14 protein-coding genes are annotated in these 12,338 nt (G+C 33.9%); 3 read left to right on the forward strand and 11 right to left on the reverse strand.

What is annotated here, in order from left to right:
- The first annotated feature begins 12 nt into the window (after positions 1 to 12).
- A complete protein-coding gene (locus PZ638_RS11275; protein WP_094963074.1) occupies positions 13 to 450 on the forward strand; it encodes an META domain-containing protein in 438 nt (145 codons plus the stop codon).
- Between the two features lie 77 nt (positions 451 to 527).
- Here PZ638_RS11275 and grxB read toward each other — a convergent pair whose 3' ends face one another.
- Positions 528 to 1,166: a glutaredoxin 2 gene (grxB, locus tag PZ638_RS11280; RefSeq protein ID WP_094963075.1), complete on the reverse strand. Its 639-nt coding sequence runs from the start codon at positions 1,164 to 1,166 to the stop codon at positions 528 to 530.
- Positions 1,167 to 1,854: 688 nt separating this feature from the next.
- On the opposite strand from grxB, the gene PZ638_RS11285 reads away from it, so the two are divergent.
- On the forward strand, positions 1,855 to 2,166 hold the full coding sequence (locus PZ638_RS11285; protein WP_004254881.1) for a helix-turn-helix domain-containing protein: 312 nt from the start codon (positions 1,855 to 1,857) through the stop codon (positions 2,164 to 2,166).
- Positions 2,167 to 2,357: 191 nt separating this feature from the next.
- Here PZ638_RS11285 and PZ638_RS11290 read toward each other — a convergent pair whose 3' ends face one another.
- The 4 genes from PZ638_RS11290 to PZ638_RS11305 form a co-directional block, all read right to left on the reverse strand.
- On the reverse strand, positions 2,358 to 3,353 hold the full coding sequence (locus PZ638_RS11290) for a fimbrial protein (protein ID WP_094963076.1): 996 nt from the start codon (positions 3,351 to 3,353) through the stop codon (positions 2,358 to 2,360).
- Complete coding sequence (locus PZ638_RS11295) at positions 3,344 to 5,827, reverse strand: fimbria/pilus outer membrane usher protein (RefSeq protein ID WP_206277927.1); 2,484 nt, start codon at positions 5,825 to 5,827, stop codon at positions 3,344 to 3,346. Before PZ638_RS11295 ends, PZ638_RS11290 begins: the two co-directional genes overlap by 10 nt.
- A gap of 9 nt (positions 5,828 to 5,836) precedes the next feature.
- Positions 5,837 to 6,538, reverse strand: a complete 702-nt coding sequence (locus PZ638_RS11300; protein ID WP_153673454.1) for a fimbrial biogenesis chaperone — start codon at positions 6,536 to 6,538, stop codon at positions 5,837 to 5,839.
- 119 nt (positions 6,539 to 6,657) lie between these two features.
- The gene (locus tag PZ638_RS11305; RefSeq protein ID WP_036957782.1) at positions 6,658 to 7,278 is read right to left on the reverse strand and encodes a fimbrial protein; all 621 of its coding nucleotides are present in this window, start codon (positions 7,276 to 7,278) and stop codon (positions 6,658 to 6,660) included.
- Positions 7,279 to 8,074: 796 nt separating this feature from the next.
- On the opposite strand from PZ638_RS11305, the gene PZ638_RS11310 reads away from it, so the two are divergent.
- Positions 8,075 to 8,212, forward strand: coding sequence for a hypothetical protein (locus PZ638_RS11310; protein WP_153673455.1), 138 nt, complete (start codon positions 8,075 to 8,077; stop codon positions 8,210 to 8,212).
- A gap of 657 nt (positions 8,213 to 8,869) precedes the next feature.
- On the opposite strand, the gene PZ638_RS11315 is transcribed toward PZ638_RS11310, so the two are convergent.
- From PZ638_RS11315 to PZ638_RS11340, 6 genes are all read right to left on the reverse strand, one after another.
- Entirely contained in the window at positions 8,870 to 9,103 is a 234-nt protein-coding gene (locus tag PZ638_RS11315) for a putative hemolysin (RefSeq protein ID WP_094963079.1), read from the reverse strand.
- Positions 9,104 to 9,410: 307 nt separating this feature from the next.
- Entirely contained in the window at positions 9,411 to 9,620 is a 210-nt protein-coding gene (locus tag PZ638_RS11320) for a hypothetical protein (protein ID WP_094963080.1), read from the reverse strand.
- Between the two features lie 324 nt (positions 9,621 to 9,944).
- Positions 9,945 to 10,067 (reverse strand): hypothetical protein, encoded by a 123-nt coding sequence (locus PZ638_RS11325; protein ID WP_256372542.1) that lies wholly within the window; start codon positions 10,065 to 10,067, stop codon positions 9,945 to 9,947.
- Between the two features lie 30 nt (positions 10,068 to 10,097).
- Entirely contained in the window at positions 10,098 to 10,538 is a 441-nt protein-coding gene (locus PZ638_RS11330; RefSeq protein WP_004254930.1) for a YcgN family cysteine cluster protein, read from the reverse strand.
- A gap of 20 nt (positions 10,539 to 10,558) precedes the next feature.
- Positions 10,559 to 11,215 (reverse strand): fumarylacetoacetate hydrolase family protein, encoded by a 657-nt coding sequence (locus PZ638_RS11335; protein ID WP_094963081.1) that lies wholly within the window; start codon positions 11,213 to 11,215, stop codon positions 10,559 to 10,561.
- A gap of 19 nt (positions 11,216 to 11,234) precedes the next feature.
- Positions 11,235 to 12,323, reverse strand: a complete 1,089-nt coding sequence (locus PZ638_RS11340) for a lytic murein transglycosylase (RefSeq protein ID WP_094963082.1) — start codon at positions 12,321 to 12,323, stop codon at positions 11,235 to 11,237.
- Positions 12,324 to 12,338: the final 15 nt, after the last annotated feature.

A 12,338-nucleotide genomic window follows, 5' to 3' on the forward strand; every position in this document is an offset into this window, starting at 1 on the left:
GGATCGGGAACCATGAAACGCCTAATTCCACTTACTATTTTGGGTTTATTGCTAGCAGCATGCCAAACTCATCAAGTCAATGCGCGTAATGATGACCAAGCACTTGAAAATAAGTTGATGCATCATCGTTTTATTTTAACTGAAGTGAATGGTAAGACGATTAGTAGCAAGCAAACTGTACCTTCCCTTGCTTTTGGCGAGAAAATGTTTGTTTCTGCATCAATGTGTAATGATTTTAACGGATTTGGCAATATCAAAAACGCAAAAATTACCGTAAAAAACTTAAGTAAAACTGAACTCGAATGTGTTGATGAAGATTTATCTAAATGGGATTCAATGATAAATCGAGTACTGTCTGATGGCGCAGTTATTTCATTAAACAACAACCAGCTAGTATTAATTCAAGGTCATTACAAATTAGTTTATACACTACGTGACTACGTCCATTAATGAATTATCCTGTACAACCGCCTCTTTTAGAGGCGGTATACGTTTGCCATAACCCACTGAACTGGCAGCCAAATAGGCTATTTCGCCTGATCAAATAGCAAGTTAATATTCGAGGTTTTTGCAATTCGCTCCATATAATCCCGAATATTTGTGCTAAACGATAAGTGCTCAACTATGCTCAAACTACGTAAGGTTGGAAAAATAATAAAATCATTAATATCAATGTGTTCACCACGTGTTTCTAACCACGCATCTAATAAAGACAATTGGGGCTCTAATTCAACTAGCAACGTATGAGTTTCTTTTTTAAACTCGTTTAAGTCACCATAAGATTTTGATGTTCTAGCGATATATGCCGCCCTCGCTTCTGCTGTACTAATTTCAGGGAAATCAGTTTGTGTAAAACGTGGTGTCACAAGCTTATATACCACAGCAGAAACCGCTTTAGACCAAGCCTCTACTTCAGGGGTTATGTTTCCTCCTGCATATTTAGGTTCATTAATGCTATCTACATAATGAACAATATCTAAGCTTTCAGGTAAATAACTTCCATCGTCTTTTTGTAAGATAGGTAACATTTTTCGACCTATCATTTTTGTTGGCGTTTCTATGTCATCATCGAATAAAACGATTTGCTCTACTGCTAACTTTTTTAAACCAAAAATCATTCTAGCTCTAACACAAAATGGGCAGTGGTCATAAATATACAATTTCATTGTGGACCTCACTAATTTGGTAATGAAAGTGCCAATAGGTTTTATACAGTATACTTGAGTACCCACATTTATGCCTTATCACGCTTGTAAAAATTTGTTTAGCGCGAGGAAAAATATATATAATAAAGTGCACAATATCTCAATAATAAAATCTAGGTCGTGGCATAATATGTCTGATGAAGATGTTCCATTAATAGAGTAATCATTTAAGATGATTTAAGCATTGAGTTAATATCAATTAAATTAATATGTCATAAATATCATTGATTTATTTTTTACCTTTAATTTTAATAACTAAATACTTTAAGTGAAAATTAAGTAAAAAAACAAAAAGTTAACATGCCGTAACGATATATTAACTTTGCTTCCTGATAATTTTATCACAACAACAAGGATGCAATAATTTGATTTTAAAGAAAAATAAAACAAAATAACTATAAAGGAAATTTAAAATTTATATTTTTCGCTATGAAAAATAGTAACGATAGATATTTTTACTTATTCAACAACAATAACCACATTAAAAGTAATGCTATCTTATTGCAAATAACCAAACTAAAAATAGCGATTTTCATCATAATTATGTTCATTAAAACTTTTAAATCTATTTATTTTTTAATATACTATGAAACGTAATTTGAATTAAGTGCATTAAATAACAACTTTTCATATAAATTGAGGATGTCATATGGACATTCATACTATAATTGGTATAAAAATAAAAAACCGGAGAAAAGAGCTCGGTCTATCAGGTGCGAATTTAGCTGATAAATTAAATTTAAGTCAACAGCAAATATCTCGTTATGAAAATGGTATTAACAAAATTCCAATTAATCATTTAGTGGATATTGCTGAAGCATTAAATTGCCCTATTGAATGGTTTTTCCAAGGTTATGTAAGCAATTCAAAATCAAATAAAAATGAACCATCTAATGAACTCAACCAAGAGCTAATATATACAGCTGAAAGTGTCATTGCCCCCTCTAAAGATAACTTTTAATGTAAATAAAAAATTAATTTATATAAATAAAATGCAAGTAACATAGACATTTCCATCCCGTGTTATTTGTACTTCACTTTCTTTAGAACTATAAAAGTAAAAAGGCTAATCCTCTATATGAAGATTAGCCATACATTTAAATTTCATAAAATTAACTAATGGTTTTAGCAATAAATTTTATATATAATATTTTAATCATAGGTAATATTGAAAACCATTTTAGAATTCACTTCTCCAGCAGAGACTGTTCGTTCATATTGGTAATAACGAGCTTTATAATTTAAGTCAAGATATTTTGTTTGCCGGTCAACTAAATTTCCAACTTTATATTTTTCATTAAATATAAGTGATTTATTAGTCTTACGCTCTAAAACTTGTATACCAACTCCTGCAGCTCCACTGGTGGATTTATTTTGATTAACCAAAACACCTTGTCGATTATTCATGTTTTTTGGAATATCACCACTAAAAGTCATATTAACATTTGCAAAACCAGAAATACTGACACCACCGCTGCATATTAAGCGAATATCAAAATCTTTTTCACCTGCCGTTGTTCCAATACCATTTAATTGTGAACGTTTAATTGGATCAAGATAAACATTTTTTTCGCTTCCCCCTTCAATTTGGCAAGACGGAGAAACTATTGTTATCGCTTCAGCATCTAATTTAGTGATCAAAAATGGGTTATTATTTGGAATGTACCCATAAGATGTATAAAGGCCACTAGCTATAGTTCCTGAGCCTGTAACAGGAGCGGTTTTCACTAAAGTTAAAATAAACTTTGATCCCGCAAGATAATAATTACTTGATCTAGGGGCATAAAATGTATCCGGATACGTCATTCTCACTGCACCTTCACGGTGGAATTTCATGCCAATTCCAGGAACGTTTGTCTGGTAAACCTTATTTCCTACTGGAACTAAACTTGGCATAGTAACCGAAGCCGTTATCGGTGTATTTCTTGTACAATATGCATATATTGCACTTGAATTTTCCCGCATATCCCAAGTTTGCTCCGCAATAGTATCCCCAACCTTTAAGTTAGGGTCTACCACGACCCTCCCCATCTGCATATTTAATACATATGTCCGAGTTGAGGTTCTATCACAATACGCAGAAACGTAACTAGCGGTAAGAAACACACCAACTCCGATATACAAGCGAATTTGTTTCGTTATTGACATAAAATTTCCTTACTATTGCTAGCTTCTAAAGAAAATGAACACTGCCCATTATCCCATTTTATAATTGCAACGTTTGCAGTTTCACTACTAATAAATACAGTTCCACCTTGACCAACGATACCTATGGATTCACCATTTATATCAGTAACGTTAGCCCCAAATGGCAATGGTTTATTTCCAGGCCTTACAACATTAAATGCAATATTTTTTTCGACTTTAGTACTAAATTTAACCTTAACGATACTTCCTTCATAAGGAACGACTTGTGTGGCCGTATTTTCAAAAACAATATCTTCAGGACTTCCTTTCGGATCAATTTCTACATTATTAATACGATAAGCCCTAACATAAGGAGCAACAGCATAACCATTTCCATCGATACGAGTTCCAGGTGCACCCATGATTGATGCTCCTTCCGCTCCTTTCGCTTCGATCAGAGCTATCGTTGTTGAAGTATTCGGTGTTAATGTTACGCCCTCAGAATGCACAATAACCGAACCATTTGCGCCAAGACCGAACTGACGATATCCCTGACCTTGGCTATAATTCGCATTCGTATTAACAAATGGTGTACGGTAACCTGTGTTCAAACCAATATTCTTCTGTCCACCGTTTGCAACAGAGGTATTTACGCCATAAGTCCAATTATTATCCCTATCGAATGCACCACTCGCACCGATTTGGCTAGAGCCAAATTTTTCATTATTGAATGTCGTATTTGAGGTCAGTGTTGCACTCTGACTTTCGCCAAAATACAGTGGGTAACTAAAGTTTATGTTAATGCGATCATCTTTTTTATTATTCGTATTATCTGCATAAACTCTCATAAATGCGACACCATAAGAAAGACGGTTAAAGTTATTGTTATAACTTAATTGATATTGCTTTTCTGTCCCCGACTTATCCCAATAATTAGAAATACGTCCCGTAAAATAAATCCCACCGTAACCATCAGGAAGATTTTGATTTACTGTATAGCTGAAACCATTTTTCTCACGCCCTAAAGTATTCTCTACGCCACGCTTATCATTATCTATCGCATATAATGCATTTCTGACGTTATAGTAATCCTTCGTTGAATACCTATAAGCTGCTAGCACTAAATTAGTATCAGTTTGAGTAAATAAACGACTGAAAGTTAAACGGTAGCTTTGCCCATTTTCTGTTTTATATTTGAATGCCGTTCTCGACTGAGTTAAATCCACAGCAATTGCACCAAACCCTGTGTTAACACCGGTACCAACTAAGTAAGCTTGATAATCATCAAATGCAGTGACGCCACCATAAAGCGTAAATGTATTATTTAAACCATGCTGAATAGTACCTTGCATAATAAATGGACGATTTCTCAATCCATCCGCATCTGCTTTACCACCAGAAACTTGATAACGAGTAAAACCAGGACGTAATAACTGTGCTAATGAAGAATATGGCACGCTAAAGCTGCTTTCACTTCCATCAGCTTCTTTTACCGTTACAACTAAATCATTTCCGTAACCTGATGGATAGACATCCGTTAAGCTGAAAGGTCCTGGCGCAACTGTTGTTTGATAAATAATAGAATTATTTTGCGTTACCGTTACTAAAGCATTACTTTGTGCTATTCCCCTAATCTCAGGCGCGTATGTTGACATTCCATCAGGATACATATTGTCATCTGTTGCTATTTTTGCTCCTCGTAAACTAATACTGTCAAAGAGATCACCATCTGTATAAAACTGTCCTGCTGTCGCTTTTGACTTTAGTTCGGTTATTGGTTTTTGCAGATATGTTTGATTACTATTCCAATTCGTTCCATCGTGACGTTGCCAGTTAAGATTTCCAATATGTTTAAGCAACCATCCATCAAAGCTTAAACCAGCATTCAGCCCCAAATAAGCACTGGCGTTATTAGTTCCTTTTGAACCACTAGTATGGTTATCATAATAGTTAGCCATATAACCGATATTTAGTGCAGGAATTCCCGTTTCCCAAAATTGGGGAGAAACATAACCACGGGAAATTCTCTGTTCATATATTTGCGGAACAGAAATATCTAAACGCAATGTAGAAGAATGAAATGTATCAACGACGTCTTTTTGGTCATTCCAGTCTTTTAATGGTAAACAAGCATTACTATCTTTACTAACTGTAGGGTTTAGTTTTTCAATATTAATACCAAAATCAGATAACATTTGTGGTGTATAACAGACTACTAATTGACCACTTTTCTCTTCTTCAAAATTAAGGTCGTAGCGTCCCTTCCAATTGTTATTTGTATATACGTCAACTGAATATTTTCCGGGACTAATCCCTGAAGAATTGAAACGTGTTAAATCAACATCTTCTTTACTACCTATAATAAAACCACTGTTAAATTCATAGGTTGTATCTTCTTCACCCCAAGCATAAAACGTAGGCACTATGCATGCAGTGACAAAGCAAGTCACAGAGAGCGTATTGCTATATTTATTTATTAACTCTCGCTGTTTCATTATATATTCCTATTTAACGGTGGTTTTCACCGAAATATCTGAACCATAATCATTAATATTATTAATTACGATATGACTTCCTGACCTTACGACTTGTTTTAATTCAACTATCATTTGAGATTTCGGTTCTAATAAAATTGTTTTTTCATTCAACCCAGATTTACCATCCGTTGATATTTTTGTAATAGTAATATAATAAGGTGTCGGATTATCTATAATAATACTCTTCCCATTTGCTTTTATAACAAGTTGCTCTGGCGCTAATTCACGGCTATTCAGGCCTGTTGGCCGATAAAAGAATTTAAATCTAGAGCGGATCGCTAATTGCAATACATTCTGACTATCGCCTTCTTTAGCTTTAGCCATAGGGGGAATATCTAATATATTCAACCACCATAAGCTTTCGCGATCCTGAGGAATGCTTCCTTTATCCATTAATTTAATTCGTAAAGTTTGTCCACCTTTAGCTTCTACACGAGAGATTGGCGGTGTAATCTGAAATGGTGTTTTTATCGTATCCGGTGTTTCTGACGCATCACCTGTATCAAGCCACGCCTGTGCAATTGCAGGACGGTCGGCAGTGTTATTTAATTGCACGGTAATTTCTTTTTCATTTCCAGGATAAATAAACCGTGTACCATTAACGATAATATTATTAGCAAATGAATGCGTACTGAAAATGAAGCAGAAGATAAATACTATTGCTTTCATTTGATCCTCAAAATAAAAGCGGCAGTATACCTACCGCTTATCATAGTAAAGCTGATTAAGTTAATATTTAAAGATTACTTACGTAACTAAAACTAATAAGAAATTAGCTTATTAAGTTATTATTGGTAAGTGATTTCATAAGTTGCATAACTTTTAACTTCACCTGTTGTTACATCTTTAGGTGTAGAAGTTGCGTAACCAACGTAATATTGGAAACGAGCCCCATTTTCAACTTTAGTCAAATCACCTTTAACTTTTTTCTGAGATGGATTGCCAGGAATAATTTTACCTGACAAGTCAGAGCTATCATCAGTTGAAAGTGCTAATTGAATATTTTTAGCACCTGTAGTTTCAGTATTTGCTAAGTAGCCTTCTGAATTACCTGATGCACCTTGCAGTAAGTTACCACCAGTCCAGTTAACGTTTAATAATGTTTTATCAATAGCGGAGTCATTAGCAACATCTTTAACATCTGCTGCAACACAGTTTGTTACGTCAATAACAAAAGATTTCGGTTTTAACAATGCATCTGCACCACCGTCACGTACTTCTGTTAATGATACTGGTGCTAAGTAAACACTAGCATCACTACCTTGTCCATCAACAGAAACAGTACAAGAAACATCCGTTACTTTACCGTGAAAGTTAACTTGGCCGCCACCAACGTTGGTGCTTGCAGCGTTAGCTGTTGATAACCCAATAATAGTTGTTGCAACTGCAGTCAGTAGTACTTTCTTCATTTTCATTTCCTAATATGAGGGTAATTATTTTTTACATTAAAAAGAACTGATTAAGTTTTTGTTTTATTGTTAGGTAAAAAATACAAACAAAAGCCTAATCATACATGGAGTATGACTTATGGCTTACGTTTCACTTTGAACCATTCGTTTAATGCAAATAAATATATTTCTTAATTAGTCCTATTTAGAATTTATAACCATATGCTCTATATGATTTCGAAGAGAGGATACATAATAACTTAAGTTTTATTAAATCGTTTTTTTCATCGCTAATTTATTTTTTGATAGTTACAGGCTATTAAATGACAGACATTGATTGGGTATTTTGATTTTCAATATTCACTAATTTACTCGTGAAAAGCCTAACATTTAGTTTTTAATATCTAATTTTTTTTAAATATAAGATTAAAAACCAACAAAACCAAAAAATACAGATTATAAAAAACAGCAAAAATCATTATATTTAGATTTAATATATGTTTTCATTTACATTTTGACACTTTATCTCACATTATCACTATAAAATTAATCCATTATAGAGTATCTAATTAGGGCTAAATCATTAATTAAATTAATGGTTATTGATCTGTAAAGATATGTCACTCCAAACAATTAAAAATATTGAATTCCGAATTATTATGCTTGAACATCAATTCCACTCATTATGAGTGTATAGATATTCTTTTATATCAACAATCAACTTTAGTCATTATTATAATTTTAAAATATGTTTTTAAGCGAGGTAAATATCGATTTTAATCTAAATTAAAAAATAAATGGAGTGATGGAAATAAATATGAAAGAAGAAATAGTGATAAAATCGCAATATAATCCTTTATTCATTCAACTTCTTATTGAAGTAAAAAATAGAATATCAAATCATTTAGTCGAACCTATGTTAAAAAAAATTATCATTATTTTTGATATAGAATAAGAAAACATGATTAACTGAACAAACTATAGCCTGTGTTATGTCAATTTTCTCATTTTCTAACCATATGAAAATAAGAGTGTTTTCTTAAAACGAACACTCTATGAAAATGTGATCTATACGGCAAACTTTAACATTAAGAATATTCCTAAATCACTCACTATGAGTGTTAAAGTGTGATCTAAACCAAAAAGCCATCGATAAAAGACGCTTTATCTGCCTATTATTTTTCTATTCACGGACAGTTTAGCGCCGTTTTAGTAAATCAATCGCTCTAATAAGCCTAATTTATTTAGCAATTACATAACATAAGGTAGCTGTTTCTATTTTAGTACCATAAATTATCGATTATGAGACATTAATGGATAAAAATATTTTATATCAATAATTTGCCATAAAAATATGATGACACCCTTACAAAATCCATATAAGGCCATCAAAATATGGGAACTCCCCGCATAATGTGTCTACGAAGAATTTCACGTGTACATCAACATAGTTATCTAGTTGATCAACTGATAAAAGCACATATATTGCAGGTAGTAATATCGGCTAATTTCAAGAAATGATTAATCTAAAATAGAAATATTGTTAGATTGGAGCCACAGCAAAAATCTTGCAAAAGATTTTTGCTGTGGTAATCAAGAAGTGAATGATTGATTAGTGTTTTTTCTGACGGTATAGAGCCCATTCTTCAACTTTTTCACCTGATGGTAAAATACAGTAACCTACCTGTCCTTGTGCTGTATCTACAATTTCCAGAGTCCCTCCAATTTGTTCGCAATATACTGATGCTGGATTTGCCATGCCTACAGCCTTAGGCTCTATTTCGGTTTTATTGGAAACACATCCAGAAATGAGCACTAAACTAGCTAATACAAGTACTTTCTTCATAAGAAATATTTTTTAAGTCAGTTTGGAATGTTTGTTTATTATAACGGAATGAAACTAATATAAACTGGTTTTTATTCATAAATAAAACAACATCGCATTTAATGTTCAAAACTTCATCAACAACAGTCAATAAATTACTTTAGTCTATCAGCATTATTACTTAAAATTTCAACTGTCAGCCTGACATGTTTACCTCTAAGAGTAATTATTGGCATCTTACTTATATCTATCAATATCTGGATTATATCAAATAATACTAGCTAACATTTTATGACTATATATCTATTTGTAAGCCATAAAGCCTATTTTACTTCCGTCTTTTATTGTCAAATAGGACAATTAAAACACCACAAAATGCGACTAACAAACTACCAATAATATAATTCTGTCTATCAAATGCCAGGCCCATATCTTTCACACTTTCCCCATAAACAATAGGAATGCTTACATCCATATTGTAAGAAATAATCGCAGTAACGAGGCCAATAATTGTGAGTACCACACCGAATGTTTTCATTTCCATCCCCCTACATTTGTATTTACTAAAAATAGATTAGCGAAGTATCTTGAGAAAGGCAAAATGAGAGGTCACAAATTACAATGTTTTCTTAAATAAAAAATGTTGTAATTTAAGCCATAGCGGGAAAATACTGGTTAATGATCAATTATAAAGATAATTTTTTATGCACTTAAAGTTTTAAGTCAGAAAAACTCGTAATTAGATGTAATATGAAGTATTAATTATAAGTATTCTTATTATTAATAGGATAAATAATCACACCCAGTTTTAACATGATGATTATTACTGTCTACTTTTATTCAAAGCACTATAATACATCGATTAAAATGTATAAAACATCATCAATGCCGCTTGGCTAAATTTTTCAAAAAAAGAAATCATCGCAGGCAAAATAGCAATATTTAGAATGGCAACTAAGCCTACTGTTAGTAACGAAATTTCCATAATAATTTATTGTATATTGAGGATTTATTACTATCCCTTACCCATAGGCCTATTCATTATGTGTTCTTCCCAGTCCACCACATCAATTTCTCTGACTGCAATATGGCGAACGGACACACCTTCATTATGCATCGCCGCTTTGGACCCTGTTTTTAATGGATGCCAAGCTGGGAGAGTTTTCCCTTCTAATAACAAGCGGTAAGCACAAGTACTTGGCAACCATCCAAATGTTTCTAAGTTATAGCGATTAAGCTTTATGCAATCCGCTTCATAACTGAAGCGGTCTTCATAATGCTTACACTGGCAAGTTTTTAGATTTAGCTGATTACAAGCGACATTAGTGAAATAGATTTCATCAGTATCTTCATCCATTAACTTGTGCAAACAGCACTGCCCACAACCATCACAAAGAGATTCCCACTCTTCATCTGTCATTTCATCTAAAGTTTTAACTTGCCAGAACTGCGACATAATACTTATTAATCCTATACTTAAATAACCCGAGTAGTCAGCGAGTGATCATTAATTGATAATTTTAGCATATCACCAGAAGCTAATGGGCCAACACCTTCAGGTGTTCCCGTTAAAATAACGTCCCCTGCACGCAATGTGAAAAAACGGGACATATAGCTAATCAGTGGTAAAATTGGGGTGATCATATCACGCGTCGAGCCCTCTTGGCGAACTTCACCATTAATTTCTAAAGAAAGCTGAACATTTTGTAAATCATTCGGGCTACTGACAGGAATAAAACCCGAAATTGGGCATGACCCGTCAAATGATTTGCTTTTTTCCCATGGCTGACCAGCTTTCTTAAATTTAGCTTGTAAATCACGTAAGGTTAAATCCAATGCAACTGCATAACCTGCGATAGAGCGTGATACACGGTCTTCATCCGCATTTTTTAATGGCATACCAATTAAAATTGCCATCTCAATTTCATGATGAACAGAACCAAAGTCTTTTGGAATAACAATTGATTGAGTAATGTCACACAAAGCAGTTTCTGGTTTAATAAAAATAACAGGCTCTTCCGGTGTAGCAGACCCCATTTCTTTTATATGCTTTGCATAATTACTACCAACACAAACAACTTTATTTGCAGGAAAATCAAGTAACGCACCTTGCCAGTCACGATGTTGATACATAATAGTACTCCTATTATCGTTATTTTATTTTATTAGCGATACCATCTGCCATCATGCATACGCTCAATGCAAAATAATATGAGCGGTTCCAATGCATAATGGTACGGAAATTTTCAGTCACTAAAAATGCTCTGCCTTCAGGATCATCAGGGATAACCACCCACGTTTTTACGTCTGAAGGTAACTGAGCAAATGCAGGTAATGCCACGCCTAGTTCCTGCCATTCACTGACAGATTTCCCTTGTTCCGCTTTTACGCCTTCCAACGTTTTATTAAAATCTGCAGGTAAATTAACTTGGTAACCCCATGGCAATTGTGCTTGCCAACCTTCTGTTGACAAATAATTAGCGATGGATGCAAATACATCAGATTTATTATTCCAGATGTCCATTTTTCCATCACCATCACCGTCCGCTGCGTAGGACAAATAGGAGGTTGGCATAAATTGACTTTGGCCCATAGCACCAGCCCATGAACCTTTAAGTTGTTGATCTTCTGGAATATAGCCTTTATCCATTATCTCAAGCGCAGCTAAAAGTTGTTTGCTAAAAAGCGCTTCTCTTCGCCCCTCAAAAGATAATGTCGCAAGTGCTGAAACCACATCCTCTTTACCCTGTGAACGTCCAAAACCACTTTCTAGTCCCCATAGCGAAACAATGAACTGAGGTGGAACGCCATATTTATCACTGATAGCATCTAGAATGGATTTGTTTTCTAAATATTTGTCATAGCCCGCATTGATACGTGATTGTGGGAGTACATTTTTTAAATAGCTTGCTAATGTAACCGTCGCCCTTTTCTCTGGTTGGCCTTTATCTGCTTTCACAACACGCTCAATAAAATGAACATTAGCAAAAGCACGTTCAATGGTGTCTGGCTTAATCCCCTGAGTAATAGCATGTTCTTTCAGTAATTCCACATAAGCAGGAAATTGTGACGGTTCACGTTGTTCAATAGGGAATGCTTTGTCTAAAGCAACGACTTCTTGGGCTATAGCCGCATTTTGTTCTACTGTAATCGGTTGAGTAACAACTGATTCGTTCTGCGTTGCAGAACAACTTGTTAAAAACAAACCAGCGACTAATGTATATAATAACGTTGGTTTCATTCGTCTCCTCCAGAG

Source organism: Providencia hangzhouensis (assembly GCF_029193595.2).
GTDB classification, from domain to species: Bacteria; Pseudomonadota; Gammaproteobacteria; order Enterobacterales; family Enterobacteriaceae; genus Providencia; species Providencia hangzhouensis.

Excerpts from the sequence above, each read along its gene's own strand:
- PZ638_RS11275 (WP_094963074.1), top strand. The coding sequence starts at position 13 with ATGAAACGCCTAATTCCACTTACTATTTTGGGTTTATTGCTAGCAGCA.
- grxB (WP_094963075.1), bottom strand. The coding sequence starts at position 1,166 with ATGAAATTGTATATTTATGACCACTGCCCATTTTGTGTTAGAGCTAGA.
- PZ638_RS11285 (WP_004254881.1), top strand. The coding sequence starts at position 1,855 with ATGGACATTCATACTATAATTGGTATAAAAATAAAAAACCGGAGAAAA.
- PZ638_RS11290 (WP_094963076.1), bottom strand. The coding sequence starts at position 3,353 with ATGTCAATAACGAAACAAATTCGCTTGTATATCGGAGTTGGTGTGTTT.
- PZ638_RS11295 (WP_206277927.1), bottom strand. The coding sequence starts at position 5,827 with ATGAAACAGCGAGAGTTAATAAATAAATATAGCAATACGCTCTCTGTG.
- PZ638_RS11300 (WP_153673454.1), bottom strand. The coding sequence starts at position 6,538 with ATGAAAGCAATAGTATTTATCTTCTGCTTCATTTTCAGTACGCATTCA.
- PZ638_RS11305 (WP_036957782.1), bottom strand. The coding sequence starts at position 7,278 with ATGAAGAAAGTACTACTGACTGCAGTTGCAACAACTATTATTGGGTTA.
- PZ638_RS11310 (WP_153673455.1), top strand. The coding sequence starts at position 8,075 with ATGAAAGAAGAAATAGTGATAAAATCGCAATATAATCCTTTATTCATT.
- PZ638_RS11315 (WP_094963079.1), bottom strand. The coding sequence starts at position 9,103 with ATGAAGAAAGTACTTGTATTAGCTAGTTTAGTGCTCATTTCTGGATGT.
- PZ638_RS11320 (WP_094963080.1), bottom strand. The coding sequence starts at position 9,620 with ATGAAAACATTCGGTGTGGTACTCACAATTATTGGCCTCGTTACTGCG.
- PZ638_RS11325 (WP_256372542.1), bottom strand. The coding sequence starts at position 10,067 with ATGGAAATTTCGTTACTAACAGTAGGCTTAGTTGCCATTCTAAATATT.
- PZ638_RS11330 (WP_004254930.1), bottom strand. The coding sequence starts at position 10,538 with ATGTCGCAGTTCTGGCAAGTTAAAACTTTAGATGAAATGACAGATGAA.
- PZ638_RS11335 (WP_094963081.1), bottom strand. The coding sequence starts at position 11,215 with ATGTATCAACATCGTGACTGGCAAGGTGCGTTACTTGATTTTCCTGCA.
- PZ638_RS11340 (WP_094963082.1), bottom strand. The coding sequence starts at position 12,323 with ATGAAACCAACGTTATTATATACATTAGTCGCTGGTTTGTTTTTAACA.